Source organism: Dickeya poaceiphila (assembly GCF_007858975.2).
Lineage (GTDB): Bacteria > Pseudomonadota > Gammaproteobacteria > Enterobacterales > Enterobacteriaceae > Dickeya > Dickeya poaceiphila.
Genome location: NZ_CP042220.2, coordinates 345,969 through 372,024, shown reverse-complemented (window position 1 = coordinate 372,024; position 26,056 = coordinate 345,969). Strand labels below are relative to the sequence as shown.

Sequence of the window (26,056 nt, the reverse complement as noted above, 5' to 3'; positions counted from 1 at the left end):
GGTCGCTAACAGGCAGCTAAACACATCATGTAAACCGGAAAGGCAGGCTCATTAGCCTGCCTTTATTCTGCCCATTATAACCTAAGCGCTGTCCAACGACTTGATTTTGGCATGTCGTGGTCACTTTACCGGCGGCAAATCAAACAGCAGGATTTCACTGTCTTCGCTGGCGCGTACGGTGATGGACGCCTCATCCCAGATAGCCAACGCGTCGCTGGTACTCGCCTGCTGACCGTTGATCTCTATCGTGCCTCGCACTACCTGAATCCACAGATAACGGCCCAGCTCAGTCTGGTAGACCGATTCTTCTTGCGCTTTCAGCGCCCAACGCCACAACGTCATGTCCTGGAACACTTTCAGCGACCCGTCGCGGGCATCCGGCGACAGCACCAGCTGGCGACCCTGCGGTTCGTCAAAACGGCGTTGCTCGTAACGCGGCGTCAAGCCGGTTTTTTCCGGGATCACCCAAATCTGGTACAAATGCAGCAGTTTGTCCTGGCTGGCGTTGTACTCGGAGTGGCGGATCCCGGTGCCAGCACTCATTATTTGGAACTCACCCGCCGGGATCTGCTCTTTGTTACCCATACTGTCCTGATGTTCCACCGTGCCTTCCAGCACATAGGTGAGAATTTCCATATCCCGGTGCGGGTGGGTTCCAAAACCCTGCCCGCCCTCGATATAGTCTTCATTGATCACCCGCAGTGCGGAAAACCCCATAAAATCAGGATCATAATAATCAGCGAACGAAAACGTGTGCCAGCTATCCAGCCAGCCATGGTTGGCATGGCCGCGGTCTTGTGCTTTGCGTAAATAAATCATGGTGCGCTCCTCGAATGTTTTTTTTAGTCTAGCGGCCAGCCGGGAATAAGAAAGCCTAAAAAACTCAACGCTCTATTCAAAAAATTTCCGGGAGAAATTTTTGACGTCGCACCGCCAAAAGGAAACAAACAGGAAACTAGATTCCCAAAAAATCAGAATAAAAAAAAAGCCAGCACCCGAGCTGGCTAAGTAATACTGGAAGCAATGTGAGCAATGTCGTGCCTTCACAGCAAAACCGCGATGAGTCACAAGATGGATTCATAGGCTTTCCCGGAACGCACGACAATAATAATCATTATCATTTGAACCTGTAAAGCATTTTTTGTCCAGTTCAAACAAAAAACACGTCTGAGAAGGCCAGCCTGCCTGAATTTCACGCCATTTGATCATAGAAATGAGAGATTATTTATTCAGAATCAAATGGTTGATATTTAACCACTCATAATAAAAGGGAAATAAAAAGCAGCGCCCTCTCGAAGAAAAAAACAGAGAGGGCGACAAATCACCACAGCCATTTATGCTGGTAATGCTTTAGCCAGTAAACTGAAGGGGTGTTCACAGGCTTTGCTGGTAGACATTTCAATCTGCCATTTGCAGGTTTCACAATCGGTGATCACCAGGTCGGCACCACTGGCCTCGATCTGCCGGAACAACGGCGCGCCAATCCCCTGTGCGGTGTCGTAGTTTTCTTTCTTGAAGCCGTAGGTTCCGGCAATACCGCAGCATTGGGAATCCAGCACCTGCAATTCCAGCCCCGGAATACGCCGCAGCAGTTCCAGGGTATACGCCGTCCACCCCATGCGTTCCAGATGGCAAGGGGTGTGATACACCACTCGCAGCGGCAAGGGTTGTAGCGGTAATGTCCGGCCCTGATCCAACAAGCGATACAAGTGGCGGGTCGCCAGTTCAATGCCATCGCGCACGTGGTGATTGTCCAGCCCCAGCAGATGGGGATATTCATCGCGCAGCGTAAAGGTGCAACTGGACGAGGTCGCAATAACCGGCAGACCACGGCTGTTAATCGCATCATCCAGCGAGGCCAGGTTGAAACTGGCCTGCTTACGTGCCTTATCGAGAAAACGGTTGGCGATAAGCGCCACACCGCAGCACTTCTCTTTGGTCAGTAACTGAACCCCAACACCCATGGCGTTAAACACGCGGATCAGATCACGACCTAGTTGCGGGTGGTTGTAGTTGACGTAGCAACCATGGAAATAGGCCACCTGATCGGCAAACTGCAACTGATGCGCTGCCTGCTGGCGATACCAGTTGCGGAACGTGCCGTGGGAATAACGCGGCAACTGGCGACGGTGATCGATTTTCAACGCCTTGTCCAGTAACTGACGCATCGGTTTCAACCCGGTGAGGGTATTCACCAGCGGTGCAAATGGGGTGGCGACGGAACCCATCAGGTCAGTATGGCTGAGGATAGCGTCTCGCAGCGTCGGACGGTGCTGGCTATGGCTGGCTTTGGCACGCTGGATGATGTCGCCAATTTTGACATCCGATGGACACGCCACCTCGCAGCGCTTGCAGTTGGTGCAATACTTCAGCGCTTCATCAAATAGTGCCGGGTCTTTGCGTCGCAGGCGTTCGCCATCCGGCCCCGCCTGTTTTGGCCCCGGATAGAGCGGATTGACACGCGCAACCGGGCAGGCAGTTGTACAGACGGTACACTTGATGCAATTCTCAAAACTGGTGTCAGACCGGCTCATCATCGGTTCTCCCTTGTGATCATCTCGGCAGCGTATAGCGCGGTCAGCAACGAAACCCCGCCGCCGCATCCCTGTCGTAACGGGTCATACCCCCGCAATACCGAGCCAATCGCATACAACCGGGGCTGAGTATGGCCGCCGATAGCCGGGTGCAACTGCTCATCCGCTACTACCCCGAATTGCAAATACGGCTGGTCTGCAAACAGGTTGGGCTTGCTCCAGTTCTCATGAACCGGTAGAAAATCGACATCCAGCCCAAACACCGGCTCCACTACCCGATCACGTTCAGCCACCAGACCGTTGCTGAAAAAGCTGCCGCTTGCCAATACCACATGGTCAGCCCGCATCGGCACCTCGCCGTGACTGCGGGTGCACAATGTCACGCCCGTTTCATGCGACTGCGCCGACAAGACTTTATCTCCCGGCATCAGTGTCCCGCCGATTTGGCGAAAACGCCCCAACAGGGCCTGATGCAGGCGCATTCCTGGCAGCGATGGCGGCAACGTCGCCAGCAACCCGACTGGTTTACCCAGCGCGGCATTCAGTTGTGCCTGCGCCTCCAGCCCCATGCAGGCAGGCAGTATCACCGCATCATTACCGCTCGCCCGCGTCATCAGTTCTTCGGCCAGCGCTGCAATGCCTGCCGGGGTATCCAGCAACCGGGCGATAGCCAATGAACGGAATTCGCTGGCATTTTGCCGCAGCGCATCCAGCAACGGTAAGCGCACATCATCGGCGCGAGCGGCGATCCCCTGCGCCTGTAATTCTCCGGCGACCAGTCGGGACTGAAAATCCATAAATCCTTCGATGCCGGCAACCAGCGGTTGCCGCCACGCTGGCGTCCCTGACAGGCCGTGCGTGACGCTATCCGATGGGCTTAGCCAACACGGATGCCACTTGCCTAACGGAGTCAGGCGTTGATGGTTACTTCCGCTCTCTCCCCGCAGCCACAACCCGCAACGTGCCAGCAGTGCTTCAGCGTCCGCCGCCAGTTGGCTGACACGCGCCTTACCCATCAGAGTGTAAGGATGATGCGGTGCCTGTGCCACCAGTTCGTCCAGCGCGGTCAACGGTTGACTGACCGCTGTACCATCCGGCAGTGCGGCCAGTAGGTCCAGCGCACCGGAGGCAAAGGTCAACGCACTTTGCCCGACGCTGACCACGGCACAGCGTTTACCCTGTTCTTGCAGGCGAATGCCGCAGGCTAACCCAGCCAGCCCACCGCCAATGATCACCACGTCATAACGCATCGCCGCCCTCCTGTTCCGGGCGGTCGGTCAGCCCGCACAAGCCCTGATAAATCCAACTGGTAAATTCGCTTTCCCGCAACGTATTCCCCCAGGCGATGGGGCGCATACCTTTCCAACGCTCATTAAGAAACTGACTCAGTTGCGACACCGCCTGTTGTGGCGTGGATTGCCCCAGTCGGCACAACAGGCCAGCGGCGCGGCAGGCACACAATTCCCCCTGACAAGTGCCCATGCCGACGCGAGTACGGCGGCGCAGGTCGGTCAGGTTGTTAACCTGCAACGACTCCACCGCGTACCGCACCTCGCCTGCCGTCACGGCTTCACATTCGCACACCAGACTGCTGTCCACCCGCTGGCCGGATACCAGCGGCGCAGCACGATGTCCGTGGCGATAAATGGCGGAACCGCGCAATGGAGCAGATAACGGCGAAGCAGCCTGCGGCTGGTCTGCATCCGAGAGTTCAGAACCCGGCAACGGGCGTGACGCGGTGGTGCATTCAGCCCGATGGCCGAGCTTTTCACACACTTTGTTGGTGACCCATTCCGCCATCAGCCTGTAGGTCATCAGCTTGCCGCCGGTAATGGTGACGAAACCTTCCAGCCCGTCGCGGCTGGCATGGTCCAACAGCACAATACCGCGGCTGACGCTGCGCCCGGACGGGTCGTTATCATTCGCCACCAGTGGCCGCACCCCGGCGTAAGCGCGCAGAATGCGAGTCTGCGCCAGTTGCGGCGCCAGCAGGCTACCTTCACGGATCAGCGTGTCCACTTCCTCCGGGGTCACCGTCATGTGGTCTATCTGGTCGTAATCGATGCGGGTCGAGGTGGTGCCTATCAGCGAAATGGTATCACCCGGCACCAGAATGTCGGCATCAGCCGGTGGGCGACAGCGGTTAATCACCCGGTTATTGATGCGGTGGCCCAGAATCAGCAATGCGCCTTTGGCGGGGAACATGCGAACACTCAGGTCGGCGTACTCGGCAATGCGCTGCCCCCAGATGCCACCCGCATTAACCACTACCTGCGCATAAATTTCGCTGGCCAGGTGGCGTTTGTGGTCGAAAACGCGCACACCGACAACGCTCCCCCCCTGACGGATCAATCCGATGACCTCGTGATAGGTCAAGACTTCCGCGCCATGTTCACAGGCATCGATCATATTGGCGGCGGTCAACCGGAACGGGTCTACCGTGCCATCCGGCACGCGCACTGCACCAATCAGTGCCGGATTAGCGGCTGGCTCCAGTCGCAACGCTTCCTGCGGATCGATAGCCTGCGCCCGTATCCCCGCCTGCTGGCAGGCAGCAATAAACCGGGTTTGATAATCAAGATCATCCTGCGGCAACGTCAGAAACAGGCCATCAGTCGGCTCGATACAGTGACGGGCGATGCGTCGCAGAATCTGGTTTTCTTCAATACATTCACGGGCAGACTCCGCATCGGTGACCGCATAACGCGCCCCGCTGTGCAGCAATCCATGATTGCGACCCGTAGCCCCGGTGGCAATGTCGTGCCGTTCCAGCAACAGGCACCGCAACCCGCGCAACGCACAATCGCGGGCAGTTCCCGCGCCGGTGGCGCCACCGCCGATAATCACTACATCTGTTTCTCGCCGCAAACCGTTGTTCGCCATTTCCGCTTTACCTCAATCCGGATCATGCCTGTATATAGTGGGGCATAAACCACCGTCAAAATGATTGATAAAGAACAAAAACACTCAAAAAACGAAAATTAAATCGCGAGACAACACCGAATATGTGATTCGAATCACTCAAAAATGAAAAATGGTTATTTCATTTGTGTTACCTAAAGCCCAAAATAGCGCCAGCCGTCATAAAAGTGTAACAATTGCGTATTGACTCACACTGAAGACAACGCGTATTCGCTACGCTGGCGAGCGTTATAGAAAATAACTATCGGGGATTGTTTATTTATGCTGAGTATTTTCAAGCCTGCGGCACATCGACCACGAGTGGCGGAACATCAGGTAGACCCACTCTACCGTCGGTTGCGCTGGCAGATATTTATGGGAATCTTTTTTGGCTACGCCGCCTACTATCTGGTCAGAAAGAACTTCGCACTGGCGATGCCGTATCTGGTCGAACAAGGCTTCTCCAAAGGCGATCTGGGCTTTGCACTGTCTGGCATTTCCATCGCTTACGGGTTTTCCAAATTCATTATGGGTGCGGTGTCCGACCGTTCCAATCCGCGTGTCTTTCTGCCTGCCGGCCTGATTCTGGCAGCCGCTGTCATGCTGTTCATGGGCTTCGTGCCGTGGGCGACGTCCAGCATCATGGTGATGTTTGTGTTGCTGTTCATTTGTGGCTGGTTTCAGGGCATGGGTTGGCCACCGTGTGGCCGCACCATGGTGCACTGGTGGTCGCAGAAAGAGCGTGGCGGCATTGTGTCTATCTGGAACTGCGCCCACAACGTGGGCGGTGGCATCCCGCCGCTGCTGTTCCTGCTGGGGATGGCCTGGTTCCACGACTGGAAAGCCGCACTCTATATGCCGGCGATTGCCGCCATTTTGGTGGCGCTGTTCGCTTTCGCCATGATGCGTGACACGCCACAGTCCTGTGGTCTGCCGCCCATCGAAGAATACAAAAACGATTATCCGACGGATTACAGCGAAAAAGACGAACAGGAACTGACGGCGAAAGAAATCCTCATGCAGTATGTGTTCCCCAACAAACTGTTGTGGTACATCGCCTTTGCCAACGTGTTCGTCTACCTGCTGCGCTACGGTATTCTCGACTGGTCGCCGACCTACCTTAAAGAAGTGAAGCACTTCGCACTGGATAAGTCGTCGATAGCTTACTTCCTGTACGAATATGCGGGTATTCCAGGCACGCTGCTGTGCGGCTGGATGTCTGACAAAGTGTTCAAGGGCAACCGCGGCGCTACCGGCGTGTTCTTTATGAGTCTGGTGACTATCGCCACCGTAGTGTACTGGCTGAACCCGGCAGGCAACCCCACTCTGGATATGATCTGCATGATCGTCATCGGCTTCCTGATCTACGGCCCGGTGATGCTGATCGGCCTGCACGCGCTGGAACTGGCACCGAAGAAGGCCGCCGGTACCGCCGCGGGCTTCACCGGGTTATTCGGTTACCTCGGCGGTTCGGTGGCAGCCAGCGCCATCGTCGGCTATACCGTCGATTTCTTCGGCTGGAACGGCGGTTTCCTGGTGATGATCGGCGGTAGCGTACTGGCAGTATTGCTGTTGATTATGACCATGATCAACGAGAAGAAACACAAGGAAGAACTGGCGAAGCGCGCCTGATCCCGTCATCCCGCTATGGTTTACTGACGATAAACCATACGCGTTATCCCCGCCGGACGATCCGGACTGGCGGGGAGTTATCAGCAGCATGTCTATTTTAGCCACATCAACGCGCTTTATGCCCTGCTTTATCAGCAAGCCGATGTGGACGGCTTGTCCACCGACTTCCCAGACAAAGCCGTCGCCTTTCTGCATAACGTGCACCCGGCACCTCAGGCGTCATCGCCCAGATAAAGACGACGCAGGTACCCTGGCACCGCTTGCTCGATGTTGGTGCCAATCACGTCGTTGTCCGGCAGCATATCTTTCAGCCGCTGGTGGGCATTGCTCATGATGCAGCCTTTGCCCGCCATCGACAGCATTTCATAGTCGTTCATACCATCGCCGAAGGCGATGCAGTCCTTGATGGTGTAGCCGAGAATTTTGGCGACCTGCTCCAGTGCGTGACCTTTAGATACGCCTCCTGCCATCACTTCCAGACAATTCAGAGTAGAGAAACTAACGTTCACGCGATCACCCCAGCGTGCGTTAAGCGCGTCTTCCAGTGGCAGCAGCTTGTCGTGATCCTCACAGGTGAAGAACACCTTGCCGACGTCGTCCGTACCCAAGGTTTCCGGGTCGAACAGTGTGTAGCGGAACACCGTCTCGGCGAAAAAGCGCTCTTCTTCTGGTCTGGGACGGCACAAAAACCACTCATCGCCACGATAAACGTGGGTGAGGATTTCCGGGTGGTGATACACCATGCCATACAAATCCTGGGCGATATCGCGGTCAAGATTGTGGCTGAAAATCAGATCGCCATCGGTGTTATGTACCCGCGCACCGTTAGAGGTAATCATGTAAGCGCTGATCGCCAGATTATCGCGGATCTGCGCCACATCCATATGGTGACGACCAGTGGCAAACACAAAATGAATGCCCTGTTCCGTCATCAGGCGCAGGGTTTCTTTGGCATAAGGTGACAGGGTGTGATCGGGTGACAGCAGTGTGCCGTCAAGATCGGAAGCAACAATCGGGTACATATGTTGAAATTCAACCTCCGCTGGTGCCGGGCGGCATGGCCGCACAGACGTATTAATGATAATGATTGAAATGCTGCAAAATTCGCCCGAAGGCATCGGCCCGCATCGCATCCTTTTCCGACAGGATGTCGTGACGGGCACCGCGAATAATATAAGGACGGCCATCCACACACGGATTGCCGGCTGCCGCCAACGCCTGACAGAAGGCGTCCTGACAAGCATTATCCACTACCCGCTCCTCTTGCGCCTGCAACATCAGCAATGGCGTGGTCATTGCCGACGCTTGCCGCAGTAACTGTTCTTCTACCAGCAACGCTTCCCGTACCCAGTGATAGGTCGGGCCGCCGATACGCAAATCCGGGTTATCGGCATAAAAACGCACATGGTGATGATAACGCGCGAGGCTGTGGGTCAGCACATTAGCCATAAACGGCAACGGACGCCATGGGCTGGTGCCGATGGCATAGTAATCCCGTATCGCCGGGTGACGCTCGGCCCAGTTCAGAATGCGCCAGGCCAGCCAGTGCGGCATCGGCAACAGAATGCCGCACATCGGCGCACAAAGTGCTACCGCATCGAACGCCTGCGGCTGGCGCGCCAGAAACAGCGCCAGAATCGCACCGCCCATCGAATGGGCCAGCGCGAACCGTTTCGTATAGTGCCCCGGCGCTACCTGCTGCTGCCACAGTGTCGCCACATCGTCCACATAATCACTAAAGCGCTTAACATGCCCGCGATGGCTGTCTTTTAACAACCGGCCTGAGCGCCCCTGACCACGATGGTCCATCACCAGCACATCGTAACCGCACTGGAACAGGTCGTAGGCTATCTCGGCATATTTTACGTAGCTGTCGGTGCGACCAGGCAACACCACCACCAGATGCTGGTGCGACGGCGAGGTAAAACGTACAAAACGGACAGGAACTTCATCCACGCCGATGAACATCCCTTCCTGGCGCTGCCGCCAGAAATCCAGCAGCGGCCCGGTAACAAATGCGGCGTACTGCCATTCCCTTGTCAGCAGATACTCCGTATACGGACTCATCAGGCTCTCCCAAGGTAAATCATGCCGAACAGATTGATTGTTGTGAGCGATTGGTTTTTGTGAGCTATAGCACAAAGGCAGGCATTGGCGTATTGTGGCATAAAAAATCGCAATCAGGGAGCATCGGCCATGACTCAAGACTGGTGGTTAGCCTACCTCGTCACCACATTAATTCTGAGCCTGTCACCCGGCTCCGGCGCCATCAACACCATGAGCACCAGCATCAGCCACGGCTACCGTGGTGCGATAGCCTCCATCGCCGGGTTGCAACTGGGCCTGACCATTCACATCGTGCTGGTGGGGATCGGCCTGGGGGCGTTGTTGTCTCAGTCGGTTCTGGCGTTCGACGCTCTGAAATGGCTCGGCGCTGCCTACCTGATTTGGCTGGGGATTCAACAATGGCGCAGTGCAGGTTCGCTGGACTTGCAGACGCTGGCCAACAGTATGCCGCGCCGTCGGCTGTTCAAACGGGCGATTCTGGTCAACCTGACCAACCCGAAAAGCATCGTGTTTCTGGCGGCGCTGTTCCCACAGTTTATTATTCCGCACCAACCTCAGGCGATGCAGTATCTGGTGCTCGGCGTCACCACCGTGGTGGTCGATATTATCGTCATGATTGGCTACGCCACACTGGCGCAGCGCATTGCGCTATGGTTGAAAGGCCCGCGTCAGATCAAACAGTTGAACCGAACTTTCGGCTCGCTGTTTATTCTGGTCGGCGCGCTGTTGGCAACGGCCCACAAAGCCTGATCGATGGTTTGGCGCCAGAAAAAGGCAAACACTCCGGCTAACAGACTGAGCACGTCTCAGTCGTCGCCGTTATCCAGATGATCACGGATCAACGTCATAAAGGGAGCGCCAAATCGCTCCAGTTTCCGCTGGCCGACGCCATTGACGGCCAGCAGTTCACTGGCGGTCACCGGCAATAGTTCGGCCATTTCCAGCAACGTGGCATCGCTGAACACCACGTACGGCGGAATATTGTCTTCATCCGCGATGGATTTACGCAGTTTACGCAGCTTAGCGAACAGTTTGCGGTCATAATTACCGCCGTAGGTTTTCTGGCTGGCGCGTGGTTTGCTCAGGCTTCCCACACGCGGCACCGCCAGTTGTAACGGCACTTCGCCGCGCAATACAGGCCGTGCCGACTCGGTCAATTGCAATGCAGAATGATGCGCAATGTTTTGCGCCAGCAATCCCAGATGAATTAACTGACGCAAAATGCTGACCCACTGTTCCTGGGTTTTATCCTTACCCAGTCCATACACCGGCAGGTTGTCGTGGCCGAATTCGCGGATACGTTGATTATTAGCGCCACGCAGCACCTCAGCGATATAACCGATGCCGAACCGTTGCCCGACGCGGTAGACACAGGACAACGCTTTCTGCGCGTCCACCAGCCCGTCGTAGCGCCGGGGCGGATCGAGACAGACATCGCAGTTGCCGCAGGCCTGCTGACGGTTTTCGCCAAAATAGTTGAGCAACACCAGACGACGGCAGGTCTGCGCTTCGGCAAACGCCCCCATCGCATTCAGTTTGTGCCGCTCGATATCTAACTGCATACCAGCCGGTTTTTCTTCCAGACAACGACGCAACCAGGCCATGTCCGCCGGATCGTAGAACAGCGCGGCTTCAGCGGGCAAGCCGTCACGACCGGCACGGCCCGTTTCCTGATAGTAAGATTCGATATTACGCGGGATGTCAAAATGCACCACGAAGCGTACGTTGGGCTTGTTGATGCCCATGCCAAACGCCACAGTGGCGACCACCACCTGCAGGTCGTCGCGCAAAAACGCTTCCTGCACCTGAGCACGGCGGTCATTTTCCAGCCCGGCGTGATAGGCACCGGCGCTCAGTCCGCGGTTCTGCAACCGGGCGCACAGGTCTTCCACCTTGGCGCGGCTGTTGCAATATACAATACCGCTCTTGCCGCGCTGCCCATGTATAAACAGCCACAGTTGATCGAGCGGTTTGAATTTTTCCACCAGCGTATAACGGATATTCGGGCGGTCGAAACTGCTGATATTGATAAGCGGGTCGCGCAAATCCAACAGACGGGCGATATCCTGACGGGTGGTGTCATCGGCTGTTGCGGTCAGCGCAACAATCGGCAACGCGGGCAACTGCTGCTTAATCTGCCCCAGCGCACGGTATTCCGGGCGGAAATCGTGTCCCCACTGTGAAATGCAATGCGCTTCATCAATGGCGATCAGCGCCGTATTCCAGTACGCCAGTTGCTCCAGAAAGCCGTCGGTGGTGAGGCGTTCCGGCGCGATGTACAGCAGCTTCAGTTCGCCGCGACGACAGGCGCTGAACACCTCCTGCTGCTGTTCACGACTCTGTGTAGAATTGAGGCAGGCCGCCGCCACACCGTAAGCCTGCAACTGATCCACCTGATCCTTCATCAGGGAAATCAGCGGCGATACCACCAGCGTCAGCCCATCCAGCACCAGTGCCGGGATCTGATAACACAGGGACTTTCCCCCGCCGGTCGGCATGATGACCAGACAATCGCGCCCACTGATAGCAGCATTGATAATAGCCTGCTGGCCAGGCCGGAATTGCTGGTAACCGAAGGTTTCACGCAGCACCTGCATTGCCAGCGTTTCTCTATTCAATACGTCCGCACTCAATACGTCTGCCGTAGACACGCCTTCACCGTTATTCACCGCTTTTGAAAAAACAAACAGGCGCTATTTTCAGCGCCGTTCGTCAAAACTGCAACGTCTGTTGCCGGGTTTTCTGCAACGGTTCGCAGTCACCCCGGCATCATGACGGAGTGGCTAGAACATATCATTGAGCGTCACGCCAATGCCGTAGCGGGTCTGACAGTGATTGTAGTCAATCAGCGACTCGCCGTAGCCGCTGAATACCTTGGTGTAAAAACGGACATGATCGGTAATGGGATAGCTCCATCCCAGTTCGCCGCTGCCGTAACCGGAATTCCAGTTATAGCGGCCTTCGGCACTGAAAATACTGTCTCCCCAATGGTAGCCGACCCGCACCCGATAGTGCCCCATGTAACGGATGATGTCCGGGTTATCATCTTCGCTGTCATGCAGCCGTACCCACGGTTTCACTTCTACCTGCCAGTTGCCGTTTTGCGCCATCAGACGGGCATAGACCCGGTTCCAACTGCGCGACGTTGGGTCAGCACGTCCATTAGACTGATGATTGAACCCCAGTTCCACATCGCGCAACGTCCAACCAGCCAGGCGGTACTCCGTCGCCCAGCCAAGAAACAATTGTGGTTCGTAGTTAGTTTCTCGAAACGGAGACGATTCGCTTTTATTGGACATTTGCCACCAGGAGCGCTGGGTATAAGAGGCCCCCAGCAGTGAGTTTTCACCGGCGATACCACGCCACAACGGAAAACCAAGGCTAATCTGAAAATTTACTTCGTCTTTACGGGCATGGTCGGCCCAGTTGTAACTTTCAATCGCCTGTTTATTAATGTCGCTGGTGTAAGTGTAAAGCAGGTAGTTGCTTTCATAAGGATAGAGTATGAACGGCGTATCATGCTTTTGCAGCAGCCCGGCAATAATACTGCCCGGTATGGCCGGAGCATCATGAATTTCCTGAGTACGGGCTTCCTGCGCCTGTGCCGTTGCCGCCAGCATCAACGCAACGGCCATTCCAGCTGATTTATACATGTACGTCGTCTCCCAAAAGAACGTGATAGATACGTGATCTAACGAACTGAAATAATGGCAGATAGTGTACACAGCTTGACCGGTTTGCGCAGTTCTCCTGTCCTTATCACAACCGACAGTAGCAAGAAACCATAACGGCACCTAAAATAACAACTTATTAACCCATAACCACATGAAATTTAACCAGCCATCCTAACAGGCGTGATTAAGGACTCACACATGCTTACTACACCACTTACTCAGGACAAGGTACGTCAGCGTGTCAGCGATATTTTTATCTATCAGATGCCATTCAATCAGGAGCTGGGACTCACACTGGAGTCATTCTCGCCAGAAGCGGTCACGCTACGTTTCCGCAATCAGAACAAGCTGGTGGGCAACGCATTGCAGCAGATTCTGCACGGCGGTGTGATCGCCGCCGGTCTGGATGTGGCAGCCGGGTTGGTGTGCGTCGGCAGCGCATTGCTGCGCCACACCATATTAAGCGAACAGGAGCTTCAGCAGCGGCTGTCGCGCATGGGCACCATCGACCTGAGAGTGGATTACCTGCGCCCTGGTCGCGGTGAACACTTTATTCTCACCAGCCAGTTGCTGCGCGGCGGTAATAAAATCGCCGTAGCTCGTGCGGAATTACATAACGAAAAACAGTCACATATCGCCAGCGCCATCGCGACCTACATTGTCGGTTAAACGAACGGTCAGTTAAACGACCTATCGATTAAGCAAACTGCCGGATAATGAACTGTCGAAGGGAATTCACCACCCACCACAACAAGACACCTGCGTTGCGGTCCGGTAGACTGGATTTTTCATCTGCGGTTTATTGGTTCCTATCAATGAGTATGTCACAACACCGCCAGGGGGCATTGTTCGCTCTCGGCGCTTATACCATCTGGGGTATTGCCCCGATTTATTTCAAACAGCTTGGGCAGGTACCGGCTGATGAAATTCTCAGTCACCGGATTATCTGGTCGTTCTTGTTTATGTTGTTGCTACTGAGCCTAAGCCGTAAATGGGGTGTGGTGCGCACCGCCTGCCGGCAGCCGCGACAACTATTACTGTTGGCGATTACCGCCATTCTGGTGGCTTGTAACTGGCTGACGTATATCTGGGCGGTCAATCATAACCACATGCTGGAAGCCAGCCTGGGCTATTTCATCAACCCGCTGGTCAGCGTACTGCTGGGAATGTTGTTTCTCAGAGAACGTTTCCGCCCCATGCAATGGATAGCGATGCTGCTGGCGGTGTGTGGCGTACTGATTCAGTTGTGGACGCTCGGCTCGCTGCCGGTAATTGCACTCATTCTGGCTTTCAGCTTCGGACTTTACGGCCTGCTGCGTAAAAAGATCGCTATCGATGGCCAGACCGGCATGTTGTTCGAAACCCTGTGGTTACTGCCTGCCGCACTGATTTATCTGACATGGCTGACCGATTCACCTACCCGCCATTTTAGTCAAAATCCGCTATCGCTCAATCTGTTGCTGATGGCAACCGGCATCGTCACTACCGTACCGCTGCTGTTGTTTACTGCAGCCGCCATACGCCTGCGATTGTCTACGCTGGGTTTCTTTCAGTATCTGGCGCCGACGCTAACCTTTCTGCTGGCGGTGCTGGTCTATGGCGAAACCATCACATCAGACCGACTGGTCACCTTTGCGCTCATCTGGATGGCGCTGGGCATATTCACGCTTGATGCGCTCTATACCCAGCAGCGGTTACGCCGCACCAGCCGCAGCGTGACGCGAGATATAACGGGATAAAATCGGGCTGAAAATCAGGGTGGAGAACAGGCGCATCGTCTGCATGGCCATAACAAACGCAATATCCACCCGACTGCCGGCGGCGATAATGGCAATAGAGTCCAGCCCACCGGGGCTGGTCGCCAGATAGGCGGTCAGGATATCGACGGACAACAGACGCGTTAGCATCAACGCCATCCCGCCGCACAGCAGCATGAGGGTGATGATAGACATCATCATTTTCGGCAGAGTGCGCAGCGCCAGCAAAAACACGGGTCGGGTAAACGACAGCCCAACGCTCCAGCCAATCAAGGCATAGGCCATCGCCAGCAGCCATTCTGGCGTTTGTAATAACATGGTACCGGAGGAATGCAACAGTGAGCCGACGATCATCGGCACCAACAGTTGCCCGGAAGGAATACGCAGCCGCCGCCCCACCCAGGCACAACTGAATGCCATGGCCAGCGTGCCGGGGAAGCGCCAGTCCAGCAAGGGGAACCAGACCAGCAGCGCATTGCTGGCTTGTGCGTCTTGTCCGAGGCTCGCGCGCGCAACAAATGCTGCCGATGCGGTCACCAGCAGTACCCGCAGGTACTGCATAAACGCCACCAGCCGAACATCGGCGCCAAAGTCACTCGCCATCGCCACCATGGCCGACGCACCGCCCGGAGAAGCCCCCCAGGTACCGGTCGAACCGGGCAGTTCGCTGTAACGCATCAGTAGCCAACCCGACAGCCCGCTGGCAACCAGCGTCGATATCAGGATAAACAGCACCAGCGGCCACTCTTTTACCAGTGGTGTCAAAATAGAAGGGGAGAGACTTTGCGCTACCAGGCAGCCCAGCACGGCATTACTGGCGTAAAAAAATGTACGGGGAATGCGGATGGTCGTGCCGTTCAGGCCCATCGCCACCCCTACCAACATCGGCCCCAGCAGCAACGCTGCCGGAACATGACAAAGCTGCAGCCCGGACCCCAATGCCAACGAACCCGACAACAAAATGATCCATTGTGTCGATGTGGAAAACCTCTCCATGCACATCACCTGTTACCGCATCAGAACAGTGATAAGATTCTACTCCCTAAACCTGTCACGCGGGCATTTATCCGTGCGAAATCTGTCCGTTATCAAAAAGTATTGGGGGAAAAATAGGGCAAGGGACTCGTTGCCCACAAGGCTGATGAGTCCCTTATCAGAGAAAGGGTCGTCAGAATGAGAAAGGGCCGTTGGTATTACAACCAGTTACGACGTTTGAAGTACAGGTACGGAGCCAGACCAGCCAGCAGCATCAGTACCAGCGCGCCAGGGTAACCATAGGCCCACTTCAGTTCCGGCATAAATTCGAAGTTCATACCATAACTGGACGCCACCAGCGTTGGCGGCAGGAACACCACCGATACCACCGAGAAGATTTTGATGATGCGGTTCTGCTCGATGTTGATAAACCCCATCGCCGCTTGCATCAGGAAGTTAACCTTCTGGAACAACGATTCATTATGCGGCAGCAGAGATTCGATATCGCGCAGGATTTCGCGCGCCTGTTCCAGTTGACCGCTCGGCAGACGGGCACGACGCACCAGAAAGTTGAGCGCGCGCTGAGTATCCATCAAACACAAACGCACTTTCCAGCCCACGTCTTCCAGTTCCGCCAGCGTTGACAGTGCATCGTCATACTCATCGCCCTGACGGCCATCCATGATGACCCGGCTCAACGATTCCAGATCGCTGTAGATATTTTCGATCTCGTCCGCCAGCTGTTCGATCTTGGTTTCAAACAGGTCGAGCAGTAGTTCGTAGGCGTTGCCGTCTACCAGCGTCTGTGCGCGGGCGCGCATACGGTAGAGACGAAAAGCAGGCAATTCGCGCTCACGCAACGTATACAGGCGGCCATCGCGGATAGTGAACGCCACCGTCGAGTTGCCGGCGTGATCGTCTGCGTCTTCGAAAAAGAAAAAGGAGTGAATATGCAGGCCGTCTTCATCTTCAAAAAAACGGGCCGATGCCTCGATGTCTTCCAGTTCCGGTCGGGTTGCCAGGCTTTGTCCCAGCTGATTCTGCACGAATTCTCGCTCTTCGACGTCCGGTTCGACCAGGTCCACCCATAACGAGGTGGTCAGGTCATCACTTTCATCCAGTTCCAGGCGAGTTAAACGGCAGTTATCGAGTTTGAATGCGCTCAGCATTGGCCATGCTCCCAAAATGTAACAAAAAGGGACGAAACGCGATTGAAACACAGAAACAGGGTGGAAAAGTCACCATCAGGTTTCAGGCCATGAGACGGTGCTGACTCGATGCGATAAAACGATATCGCTGATAACCCCAAAGGCTATCAGCTCAGGGAAGATAGCCTTAGAAGTAATGCCTAATCAATAGGTTATTGAGCCAGTATCGACTGGGTGTGTCCAAGGCGTGGGTCCTCCGGGAATAATGATGCGCGCATGTTACGCCGAGATGAAAAAGCCTGTCAACAGACAAACAAATGATTAGTCTGTGTCCAACCGTAACATCCGATGAGCACAGACCAGACGCCGCTCCATCATGGCGAGAACTCGCTATAACGCCTCCAGACGAGCATACGCAGCCACCAGCCATTTGATGCCCTGACCAACAAACGCCACCTGAATGCGACAGTGGTCGCCGCTGCCTTCTACGTTAACAATAGTACCTTCGCCGAACTTGGCGTGACGCACCCGCTGCCCCAGCTTATAACCGGTGTCGCTTTGGCTGACAGGCGTACCCAGCCGCTGATGATTAACCGGGCGCGAGACGCTGGCGCGCAGCCGCACCTCTTCCACGCATTCCGGCGGAAGTTCGCCGATAAAACGCGAGGGGCGATGATAAGTTTCCTTACCGTACAGGCGACGGCTTTCGGCGTAAGTCAACGTCAGTTTCTGCATGGCCCGCGTCACACCGACATACGCCAGCCGACGCTCTTCTTCCAGACGACCGCCTTCATCCAGCGACATCTGGCTGGGGAACATCCCCTCTTCCATACCGACGACGAACACCTGCGGGAACTCCAGCCCTTTGGCGGAGTGCAGTGTCATCAGTTGTACCGCGTCCTGATAAGCATCCGCCTGCCCTTCGCCGGCTTCCAGCGCCGCGTGAGACAAAAACGCCTGCAATGGCGGCAAGTCCTGATCCTCGTCCTGATAGCTGAACTGGCGAGTCGCCGTTACCAGTTCTTCCAGGTTTTCTACCCGCGTCTGGCCCTTCTCACCTTTTTCCTGCTCGTACATGCTCCACAATCCGGAATCACGAATCACCCGGTCGGTCTGCACATGCAGCGGTAAATCGGCAGTATCGCTGGCGAGCGCGTCCACCAGTTCCAGAAAGCGCTGTAATGCCGCGGCGGCACGCCCAGCCAGTACTTTTTCCTGTAACAACGCGCGCGTGGCCTGCCACAGTGTCAACTGGCGATCACGGGCGGTCTGGCGCACCACATCCAGAGTGCGATCACCAATGCCGCGCGTCGGGGTGTTAACCACACGCTCAAAGGCGGCGTCATCGTTACGGTTGGTCATCAAACGCAGATAAGACAACGCATCCTTGATTTCCTGGCGTTCGAAGAAGCGCATACCGCCATAAATCCGGTACGGCAGACTTTGCTGCAACAACGCATCTTCCAGCACGCGCGACTGGGCATTACTGCGATAAAGAATGGCGCATTCGCTGAGCGCGCCACCCGCTTCCTGCCACACCTTGATGCGACTGACCACAAACCGCGCTTCGTCCAGTTCGTTAAAGGCGCAGTAGAGCGAAATCGGTTCGCCCTCAATGCCGTCGGTCCACAGGTTTTTGCCCAGCCGGTCGCCGTTGTGGGCAATCAGTGCGTTGGCGGCGTTAAGGATATTGGCGGTGGAACGGTAATTCTGTTCCAGTCGGATAGTCGCCACATCATTGAAATCACGCAGGAAATGCTGAATATTCTCAACCTGTGCCCCACGCCAGCCATAGATTGACTGGTCGTCGTCGCCCACGATCATCACTTTGGCGCTGTCGCCAGCCAGCAGGCGAATCCAGGCATACTGAATACGGTTGGTATCCTGGAACTCATCCACCAGAATGTTGTTAAACCGGTCGCGGTAATGCTGCAAAATATGCGGTTTGTTGAGCCACAATTCGTGGGCGCGCAGCAGCAGCTCGGCGAAGTCCACCAGTCCGGCGCGGTCACAGGCTTCCTGATAAGCCTGATAGATGCGCAGCCAGGTCTGCTCCACCGGATTGCCGTAGCTGTCGATATGCTGTGGCCTCAGCCCTTCGTCTTTCTTGCCGTTGATGTACCACATCGCTTGACGGGGCGGCCACTGCTTCTCATCCAGATTCAGCGCCTTGATCAGGCGTTTGAGCAACCGCAGTTGATCTTCGCTGTCAAGAATCTGGAAATCCTGCGGTAACCCGGCATCCAGATGGTGCGCACGCAATAAACGATGCGCCAGCCCGTGGAAGGTGCCGATCCACATCCCGCCCTGACTGGTGCCGATCAGTTGATCGATACGGTGGCGCATTTCCGCCGCCGCCTTGTTGGTGAAGGTCACCGCCATGATCGAATAAGGCGAGCAGTTCTCCACCGTCAACAACCAGGCGATGCGGTGCACCAGCACGCGGGTTTTGCCACTGCCTGCGCCAGCCAGCACCAGCATGTTGCTGCGCGCCGCCGCCACGGCGTCACGCTGTTTATCATTCAGACTGTCTAGCAGGTCAGATACGTCCATAGGCGTCGGTTATCCGTCAAAAGGGAACCCGGCCTCCGGATCGGAGACAAATTCCACTGGTTATATATACAGTAAAAATAGCAGAATTATAGCAATGTGGTTAGCGATGCCAAACTGAAAATTTCCACATGCGGCAGTAGTCGGGAATCGTGGATCTGCATCAGGTTACCGTCATGCAGGTTAATCCAGCAGGATTGTACGCCGCTGCGAATCGCCCCCGCTACGTCGGTGGTCAGATCATCCCCCACATGCAGCAGATTGTGCAACGGCAAATTCAACCGCTCGGCAGCCCGCTGATACAGATCACGGCAGGGCTTTGAGCGGCCATCCGGGCCGGCACGCAGAATAAACTGAAAATAGTCGCCAAGGCCGCAGGCGTGAGGATCGGCATTGCCGTTAGTGATCGCCACCAGCGGCCAGCTCTGCCCCAGCGCCTGCAATGTATCGTGGGTTTCCTGCGGCACGGTAATGCGACTGCGCCAGCGGGCAAACTCCGCCATCACGGCATCCGCGCCGGTGGCAGCCTCATCCGGCGACATCCCTACCTGGGTCATCGCCAGATGCACGGAACGCCAGCGCCACTGCGTAACATCGTGATAAATCTCCGGCTCTTGCGCCAGCAGTGCCTGCCGCAACTGATGCAGACCCTCACTGCTGAACGCCTGCAATCTGGGGTCATAATGCTGCAAAAACCGTAATGATTCCTGCTCGGTACGCCGGATAACCTCATAGTTATCGTACAGGGTATCGTCCAAATCGAACGTGATGGCCTCAATTCGATCAAGCGGGCGATAAAAATACATCAGGATTTACCTCGTCTGGCACGTGGGTGCGCGGCATCGTACACCGATGCCAGATGTTGAAAGTCCAGATGGGTATAAATCTGGGTGGTGGAAAGGTTAGCATGACCCAACAGTTCCTGCACGGCACGCAAATCGCCGCTGGACTCCAACAGGTGAGTGGCGAATGAATGCCGCAACTTATGCGGGTGAACATGGCTGTTCACGCCCTGCTTGACGCCCCACTCGGCAAAACGCTTTTGTACGTTGCGCATTGAAATACGCTTTCCCAGGCTGGAGATGAAGATCGCGTCGTCTTCCGGCGCGTAAATATCCCGTATCGCCAGCCAGTGACGCAGCCAGGTGACGGCGGTCACGCCGACAGGCAGCTTGCGCTCTTTACTGCCCTTTCCCATCACCCACACTTCGCCGCTATCCAGGTCAATATGTCCACAGTCCAGTCCAACCAGTTCCGCTAAACGCAGCCCGGCGCCGTACATGACTTCCAGCATGGCGCGATCACGCACCGCCAGCGGATCGCTGAGATCGATATCCAGCAGGCGGCTCATTTCATCTACATCCATATTTTTGGGCAGATGTCGCCCGGCTTTCGGCGCGGGTACGCCGCGGGCAGGGTTGGCCTTGAGTTCACCGCGGCCTACCAGCCAGTCAAGAAAGCTGCGTAGCGCCGACAAACGCTGCGCCAGACTGGCCGCATTCAACCCATCACGCTTGCTGCGCGCCACCACGGCCCGTACACCGGCGGCATCCAGCGCCTGCCAGTCAGTCACGCCGGATGCCGACAACATCTCAATAATCACCTGTAGTTGATGGGCGTAGCTGCGTTGTGTCAGCGGACTCAGTTGCCGCTCAACCCGCAGATAACGCAAAAAGGCTTCGGCTGGAGCAGAAAGGGGGGAATCGGGGTTCATAGGCGTTCAATCCATCGCTCCAGCAATACCGGCACTATCGTCGCCAGATGTTGCAGCAGCTCAGTACCCATGCCGTCCTGATAGTGATGACTGTCACGGCTACTAAAAATCAACACCCCCAGATCGCCCTGTTTTCCCATCAGCGACAGCGCCACCGAACCGACGTGGCGCGCCTGCGGCAATAACAGCAACAACTCCGGGCCGTTCAGCGTGCCAAGATAGTGATGCCGTTCGCCCAGCCGCTGGATACGCAACGGCTCGAACAACGTACGGTTGAGCGACAGATGGGTAAAATCGCAAGGCGCGCCGATACGCCAGCGGTCAGCAAACAGGCGAACAGATGCCCCCGTCAGCCCCAGTTGGCGCGCCCAACGGTATAATCGATCAAGCAGTTCCTGAAGCGAATCAGCCATCGATAGCGCCATCTGCAATTGCAGCAATTGGCTAAACAGCGCCTCGTTGCGAGTCGCCTGTTCCATCAACAACGCGATCTCTTCTTCCAAAAACTGAATGCGATTGCGCTGGCGGGCCAGTTGCCATTCCACCAGCGACACACTGCCTCGTACCGGATGCGGGATGCGCAGAGTTTCAATCTGGCGGGAATGGCGAATGAAAAAATCAGGGTGCTGGTGCAAATGCTGCAGCACCAGCTCGTCGCTCAGCACCTGACGTTCAATCTGCTCTTCCACGTTTTTCATAGATGAATGAATCCATCATACACATGAGTGGCTGGGCCGGTCATAAACAGCGGGTGACCAGGACCATCCCAGTGGATCTCCAGTTCACCGCCCGGCAATTGCACGTTGACATCTGCTGCCAGCAGCCCTTGCTGAATACCTACCGCCACCGCGGCGCAGGCACCGCTGCCGCACGCCTGCGTCTCGCCCGCGCCGCGCTCAAACACGCGCAACCGGATAAGATGAGGGTTTACCACCTGCATAAAACCGACATTAGCCCGCTCAGGAAAACGTTCATGGTTTTCCAGCAACGGCCCTTGTTCCTCCACCGGTGCCGTATCCACATTATCCACCTGAAGCACGCAATGCGGATTGCCCATCGACACCACACCGCACAGCACCGTATGTTCAGCGGCGCGTAAAATATAGGTTTTTTCCGGCTTTACAGCGCGAAACGGCACCTGCTGCGGTTCAAAGTTGGGTTCACCCATGTTCACCCGCACCAGTTCATCTTCCGTTACCGACAACACCATACGGCCATTATGCGTACTGACGTTGATATCACGTTTACTGGTCAATCCTTTCAGGCGAACAAAACGGGCAAAGCAGCGCGCGCCATTACCGCACTGCGCCACTTCGCTGCCATCTGCATTAAAAATCCGGTAGTGAAAATCCAGCTCAGGATCGTAAGGCGGCTCGACGATCAACAGCTGATCGAACCCCACTCCGCAATGCCGATCCGACAAGCGACGGATCAGATCCGGTGAAAAATAGACATTCTGCGTCACGGCATCGACAACCATGAAATCATTGCCCAGACCGTGCATTTTGGAAAACTGCATTTTCTGACCCCGCTGCGTTAAACGGGCACGGCAGACAGGCTGTCGCAACCCGCGAGATTACCCTCAGTCACCCTGCGTATCGCGGCGGCTACTGCCGGACGGATGATGCTTGCGGAGTCTGGGTATTTTGCTGCTGCGTTTTTTTAGCCGGAGCAGGCTGCTCTGGCGGAAAATAGAGCGGGCCTTTTAAACCACAACCAGCCAGCGACAACACCAGCAGTGCCAGTGCGCCCTGACGAAAAAAAATTTTCATTTCGTTAAAACCTGTCATTCAGAGACCTATGCTCTCTATAATCGCAGGTGGATCATGAAAATCAATAGGAATCGAATATGAACGATAGCGAGTTTCATCAATTGGCCGATGCGCTAATGCTGAAATTAGAAGAAATGCTGGATCGGTTTGATGGCGATGCGGATATCGATTACGAAACCAACGGCGGCGTGATGACCCTGAGTTTTGAAAATGGCAGCAAGATCGTGATTAACCGGCAGGAACCGATGCATCAGGTCTGGCTGGCGACCAAAAACGGCGGCTATCACTTCGACTATCAGAATGGCCGCTGGATTTGTGATCGCAGCGGCAACGATTTCATGACGCTGCTGGCACAAGCCTGCTCGGAACAAAGCGGCGAAGCGATTCATTTCGACTAAAACAGACAGTGCGTTTCGGCTAAAACAACGTTACACATAAGGCAATGTTCCGCATAAAGTAAATTGGGGCGCTCTCGCCCCAATTGCCATACCGGGATATCTTCGGTACGAATCAGAGCATCTGTAGACGCTGACTCAGCACCAGATTTGCCTTCTCCTCAGACGAAGGCGTCACGCACAAATGCGACAAGGCGCTGCTACGGAATGGAATCACCTGGGTGCGACCGTCTAACTGGACAATCTGATAAAACTGCGGCAGGTTGAAATTGATGAAGCTGGAGCCGTAGGTAAAGCGATCATGCGACGAGGAGTAGAAGCGGCTGACATCGCGCACCAGTTCTTCCTTGCTGCCTTCGCAATGGTGATAGACTTCCACCCGGTTCGACTCGTCTAAAATATAGATATTGAAACCTTGGTTATCCGCTTGATCTTCAAAAAAGAACTGGATAATCCCTTCGCTGGCGACACCATCCACCACCGGCGGCAGGTGAATGTGATTGGTTTCCACCTGAACCGGCAGCCCTTGTAACTTATTGTTGGAAATCGCGCCATAGAACTCCACCGCATTTTCCAGTTTCTGAGCCGACACGCTCAGGCGCTCGAAGAACAATCCCCAGGTTTCACCCGCGACTTTTACCGCCTTGAAACGGCCAGGCTCCTGACGCGTGCTGGACAAGCGCAACTCAATACACTCAGATACCAGTTGCTGCACGCGGGTTCGAATTAACCCGCGTAAATGCTGGCTATAACAGAACACTTCCAGTGAATCCGGTAGCGCGGCGTCCTGATGCATTTTGCCAAGAATGGTTTTCAGCGCCTCCAGCATCGCCTGCTCGCCGCTGAAATGCAGGGTACGCACCTCATTCCACGAATTGCGGTACAGCAAATCGATACTGCCGACCAGACATTGCTGCTGCTGGCCGAAGCTAAACACATCCAGTTGGCGAAAATCAAAATGCACCACTTGATTGCGGAACGTCGCCGTCGGGTCATGCTCAAGATTGACGATAATCGCCAGATGGCGAATCTCACATGGGCTGTACAGCGCTTTCGGCGTGGGAGCTGGCACACGCAACGGGAAGTGACTGGACACATCCGATACCAACTCCTGCAACCGTGCGATATCACACAACTCATGCCCTTTGATGTGCACACGGGTGGATGATGTCAGCAGGCCGTTAAAATACGCCCAGGCCACCAGCTTGTTCAGGTAGCGGTTATATTCCAGCGGCTGATGGCTGACGATGGCGTCCATCGACGGTGCCTGATTGTACAGATACCAGCCGGAGCGGTTGGCGCGCCCTGCGGGAACATAAATAAAGGTCAGATTCGACTCCGACAGGTCGGGCGAAATCTGCGGGTTAACCAGCGTCACTTTGCCGGGCAACGCCTCGAAAGCGGCATACAGCTTACGGGTCAGTACTCCGATATCCTGCGGACTGGCGCTGACGCTCAGATTATTGCGGCGGGCAAAACGGATCAGGTTGCGATAGCTTTGCATCATCGCATCCAACAATTCGTTGTGCGCTTCGCGCACCTGCCCGATTTTCCAATTGGCACGGTTGTCCAGCATCACCAGCCGTTCGTCGCTCCATCCCCATTCCTGCACCAGTTGCATCAGGATCTGGCGGCGCCAGGCTGTACAGGCACGCTCGCGGGAGAGCTTTTCACACACTTTGAGGTAGAAACAACGGCGCACCAGATCCAACCGGGTCTGGTCATTGATAGCATTCAGATACTGGGTGACGCGCTCCAGCATCATGCAGTAAGGGTCCAGCCCAAAAGAAACGATCTCGCCTTTATGCAGACACGCTTTGATCTCGCTCGACAGCAGACCCGTGTTAGGGTATTCCCAGGAGTAAGCTTCCAGCAGTAACGTTTTCAGCACCGCCTTGTAAGGCGAATCAATGCTTTTATACAACTGCCACAAGCTGGCGCCAAAATACTCTTCCGCCGACAGTGCGCTCAGGCCGCCGAGATCCAGCCATTCGTTTGGTGCCAGCGCACCACGGGCATACAAAGACAGCACATACTCATCGTAGTGCTCCTCTTCTTCTACCGGCACCATGTTCCACAGGATGCGCTTGCCCGCCATGCGCACCGCCGTGCGATAAAACTCATCCAACAACAAAATGTGTTGTGTAGAGCCGCAGTCTTCGCCACCCAGGCTACCGCTCTCGTTGTGGCGGAAACGGTTTTCATCCATCAGGAAGAAACTGACGTCTACACCCTGGCCTGCCGCCCATTTTTCCAACAATGAACATTTCTGCTGCAGACGCTGGCGCTCTTCGCTATCCAGCCAGGATTGGTGACAGACCCAAATGTCGAGATCGGAACTGCAACTCTGCCCGATGGACGAGGTGCTGCCCATGGAATAGACACCAGTGATCGGTAATTCGCCCTTGCGGTCCGGCGCAGACAACTCACCCCAGCGTAATTCCACGCTATCGAGATAGTGCTGCTGTCTTTCATCGGGGGAGAAAAGACAAATGCCGTGCGGAACTTTGCCTTCCAGATAACCAGGCATCAGCGGGTGATGATGATGTAATAAAACTGGCAAAAGACTGTAAACCTGCTTAAAAGCCGGTTTCATTGCTTCCAGAGCACGATCCACACGCAGTTGGTTGATCGCATCCAGTCTTTGCTTCAGTGTCTCGATGTAGAAGTACAAGACGTTTCGCCCGCTTATCCCAGTGCCTATAAAGAAGCCGTTGTTTTCCAGCCTGCCCAGAGTAGATATTGGAAGAATGACGGGCAGAGTATTGCTGGAAACGTGATCAATTTAACACCTTGCCGAAAGGGCGTAAAGAAACTAAAGAAAGTCGGATTTGTTTATTGATGCTTCAGCATTGTACATATTATCGCCGCTCTTGCCGCTTGCGGCTATCCCGGTTCAGGTTTTAGTGTTCCCCCGCCCTCATCATCACAAGGGCC

The 26,056-nt window shown here is 55.4% G+C and carries 22 protein-coding genes and 1 pseudogene; 6 read left to right on the top strand and 17 right to left on the bottom strand.

Annotated elements, in window-relative coordinates:
- Positions 1 to 120: 120 nt before the first annotated feature.
- The 4 genes from Dpoa569_RS01625 to glpA all read right to left on the bottom strand — a co-directional run bounded on the left by Dpoa569_RS01625 (position 121) and on the right by glpA (position 5,417).
- Positions 121 to 819, bottom strand: a complete 699-nt coding sequence (locus Dpoa569_RS01625) for a pirin family protein (protein ID WP_042873239.1) — start codon at positions 817 to 819, stop codon at positions 121 to 123.
- 515 nt (positions 820 to 1,334) lie between these two features.
- Positions 1,335 to 2,537 (bottom strand): anaerobic glycerol-3-phosphate dehydrogenase subunit GlpC, encoded by a 1,203-nt coding sequence (gene glpC / locus Dpoa569_RS01620; protein ID WP_042873243.1) that lies wholly within the window; start codon positions 2,535 to 2,537, stop codon positions 1,335 to 1,337.
- Positions 2,534 to 3,784 carry a glycerol-3-phosphate dehydrogenase subunit GlpB gene (gene glpB / locus Dpoa569_RS01615; protein ID WP_042873245.1) on the bottom strand — a complete coding sequence of 417 codons (1,251 nt, stop codon included), beginning with the start codon at positions 3,782 to 3,784 and terminating at the stop codon, positions 2,534 to 2,536. Before glpB ends, glpC begins: the two co-directional genes overlap by 4 nt.
- Positions 3,774 to 5,417 (bottom strand): anaerobic glycerol-3-phosphate dehydrogenase subunit A, encoded by a 1,644-nt coding sequence (glpA, locus tag Dpoa569_RS01610; protein WP_042873247.1) that lies wholly within the window; start codon positions 5,415 to 5,417, stop codon positions 3,774 to 3,776. The genes glpB and glpA overlap by 11 nt, the downstream gene beginning before the upstream one ends.
- A 300-nt stretch (positions 5,418 to 5,717) precedes the next feature.
- On the opposite strand from glpA, the gene glpT reads away from it, so the two are divergent.
- Both glpT and glpQ read left to right on the top strand, forming a co-directional pair.
- Positions 5,718 to 7,067 (top strand): glycerol-3-phosphate transporter, encoded by a 1,350-nt coding sequence (glpT, locus tag Dpoa569_RS01605; RefSeq protein WP_042873250.1) that lies wholly within the window; start codon positions 5,718 to 5,720, stop codon positions 7,065 to 7,067.
- A gap of 108 nt (positions 7,068 to 7,175) precedes the next feature.
- A pseudogene (glpQ, locus tag Dpoa569_RS19470) lies at positions 7,176 to 7,301 on the top strand (glycerophosphodiester phosphodiesterase); the annotation flags it as partial.
- On the opposite strand, the gene yigL reads toward glpQ, so the two are convergent.
- Both yigL and pldB read right to left on the bottom strand, forming a co-directional pair.
- Positions 7,280 to 8,089: a sugar/pyridoxal phosphate phosphatase YigL gene (gene yigL / locus Dpoa569_RS01600; RefSeq protein WP_042873252.1), complete on the bottom strand. Its 810-nt coding sequence runs from the start codon at positions 8,087 to 8,089 to the stop codon at positions 7,280 to 7,282. The pseudogene glpQ and the gene yigL sit on opposite strands and share 22 nt — an antisense overlap.
- 52 nt (positions 8,090 to 8,141) lie before the next feature.
- On the bottom strand, positions 8,142 to 9,134 hold the full coding sequence (gene pldB, locus Dpoa569_RS01595) for a lysophospholipase L2 (protein ID WP_042873254.1): 993 nt from the start codon (positions 9,132 to 9,134) through the stop codon (positions 8,142 to 8,144).
- A 129-nt stretch (positions 9,135 to 9,263) separates the two neighbouring features.
- On the opposite strand from pldB, the gene rhtB reads away from it, so the two are divergent.
- The gene (gene rhtB / locus Dpoa569_RS01590) at positions 9,264 to 9,884 is read left to right on the top strand and encodes a homoserine/homoserine lactone efflux protein (RefSeq protein ID WP_042873256.1); all 621 of its coding nucleotides are present in this window, start codon (positions 9,264 to 9,266) and stop codon (positions 9,882 to 9,884) included.
- Between the two features lie 56 nt (positions 9,885 to 9,940).
- Here rhtB and recQ read toward each other — a convergent pair whose 3' ends face one another.
- Positions 9,941 to 11,731 carry an ATP-dependent DNA helicase RecQ gene (gene recQ, locus Dpoa569_RS01585; protein WP_050569510.1) on the bottom strand — a complete coding sequence of 597 codons (1,791 nt, stop codon included), beginning with the start codon at positions 11,729 to 11,731 and terminating at the stop codon, positions 9,941 to 9,943.
- Positions 11,732 to 11,917: 186 nt separating this feature from the next.
- The gene (gene pldA, locus Dpoa569_RS01580; protein WP_042873258.1) at positions 11,918 to 12,787 is read right to left on the bottom strand and encodes a phospholipase A; all 870 of its coding nucleotides are present in this window, start codon (positions 12,785 to 12,787) and stop codon (positions 11,918 to 11,920) included.
- Positions 12,788 to 13,006: 219 nt separating this feature from the next.
- Between pldA and Dpoa569_RS01575 the strand changes: the two genes are divergently transcribed.
- Positions 13,007 to 13,477: a thioesterase family protein gene (locus tag Dpoa569_RS01575; protein WP_042873260.1), complete on the top strand. Its 471-nt coding sequence runs from the start codon at positions 13,007 to 13,009 to the stop codon at positions 13,475 to 13,477.
- A gap of 146 nt (positions 13,478 to 13,623) precedes the next feature.
- A complete protein-coding gene (gene rarD, locus Dpoa569_RS01570) occupies positions 13,624 to 14,547 on the top strand; it encodes an EamA family transporter RarD (RefSeq protein WP_146410980.1) in 924 nt (307 codons plus the stop codon).
- On the opposite strand, the gene Dpoa569_RS01565 is transcribed toward rarD, so the two are convergent.
- From Dpoa569_RS01565 to lptM, 8 genes are all read right to left on the bottom strand, one after another.
- A complete protein-coding gene (locus Dpoa569_RS01565; RefSeq protein WP_042873262.1) occupies positions 14,503 to 15,561 on the bottom strand; it encodes an AbrB family transcriptional regulator in 1,059 nt (352 codons plus the stop codon). The genes rarD and Dpoa569_RS01565 overlap by 45 nt on opposite strands.
- A gap of 197 nt (positions 15,562 to 15,758) precedes the next feature.
- Positions 15,759 to 16,709, bottom strand: coding sequence for a magnesium/cobalt transporter CorA (gene corA / locus Dpoa569_RS01560; RefSeq protein ID WP_012767971.1), 951 nt, complete (start codon positions 16,707 to 16,709; stop codon positions 15,759 to 15,761).
- A gap of 369 nt (positions 16,710 to 17,078) precedes the next feature.
- A complete protein-coding gene (gene uvrD, locus Dpoa569_RS01555) occupies positions 17,079 to 19,241 on the bottom strand; it encodes a DNA helicase II (protein WP_042873265.1) in 2,163 nt (720 codons plus the stop codon).
- An 86-nt stretch (positions 19,242 to 19,327) separates the two neighbouring features.
- On the bottom strand, positions 19,328 to 20,044 hold the full coding sequence (gene yigB / locus Dpoa569_RS01550; protein ID WP_042873267.1) for a 5-amino-6-(5-phospho-D-ribitylamino)uracil phosphatase YigB: 717 nt from the start codon (positions 20,042 to 20,044) through the stop codon (positions 19,328 to 19,330).
- The gene (gene xerC / locus Dpoa569_RS01545; protein WP_042873269.1) at positions 20,044 to 20,952 is read right to left on the bottom strand and encodes a tyrosine recombinase XerC; all 909 of its coding nucleotides are present in this window, start codon (positions 20,950 to 20,952) and stop codon (positions 20,044 to 20,046) included. The genes yigB and xerC overlap by 1 nt, the downstream gene beginning before the upstream one ends.
- Complete coding sequence (locus tag Dpoa569_RS01540) at positions 20,949 to 21,650, bottom strand: DUF484 domain-containing protein (protein ID WP_042873271.1); 702 nt, start codon at positions 21,648 to 21,650, stop codon at positions 20,949 to 20,951. The genes xerC and Dpoa569_RS01540 overlap by 4 nt, the downstream gene beginning before the upstream one ends.
- Entirely contained in the window at positions 21,647 to 22,471 is an 825-nt protein-coding gene (gene dapF / locus Dpoa569_RS01535; protein WP_042873273.1) for a diaminopimelate epimerase, read from the bottom strand. Before dapF ends, Dpoa569_RS01540 begins: the two co-directional genes overlap by 4 nt.
- Before the next feature lie 88 nt (positions 22,472 to 22,559).
- Positions 22,560 to 22,724 carry an LPS translocon maturation chaperone LptM gene (gene lptM, locus Dpoa569_RS01530; RefSeq protein ID WP_322619421.1) on the bottom strand — a complete coding sequence of 55 codons (165 nt, stop codon included), beginning with the start codon at positions 22,722 to 22,724 and terminating at the stop codon, positions 22,560 to 22,562.
- Positions 22,725 to 22,801: 77 nt separating this feature from the next.
- Here lptM and cyaY point away from each other — a divergent pair, with 77 nt between their 5' ends.
- The gene (cyaY, locus tag Dpoa569_RS01525; protein WP_042873275.1) at positions 22,802 to 23,122 is read left to right on the top strand and encodes an iron donor protein CyaY; all 321 of its coding nucleotides are present in this window, start codon (positions 22,802 to 22,804) and stop codon (positions 23,120 to 23,122) included.
- 112 nt (positions 23,123 to 23,234) lie between these two features.
- Here cyaY and Dpoa569_RS01520 read toward each other — a convergent pair whose 3' ends face one another.
- The gene (locus Dpoa569_RS01520) at positions 23,235 to 25,793 is read right to left on the bottom strand and encodes a class I adenylate cyclase (protein WP_146410977.1); all 2,559 of its coding nucleotides are present in this window, start codon (positions 25,791 to 25,793) and stop codon (positions 23,235 to 23,237) included.
- Positions 25,794 to 26,056: the final 263 nt, after the last annotated feature.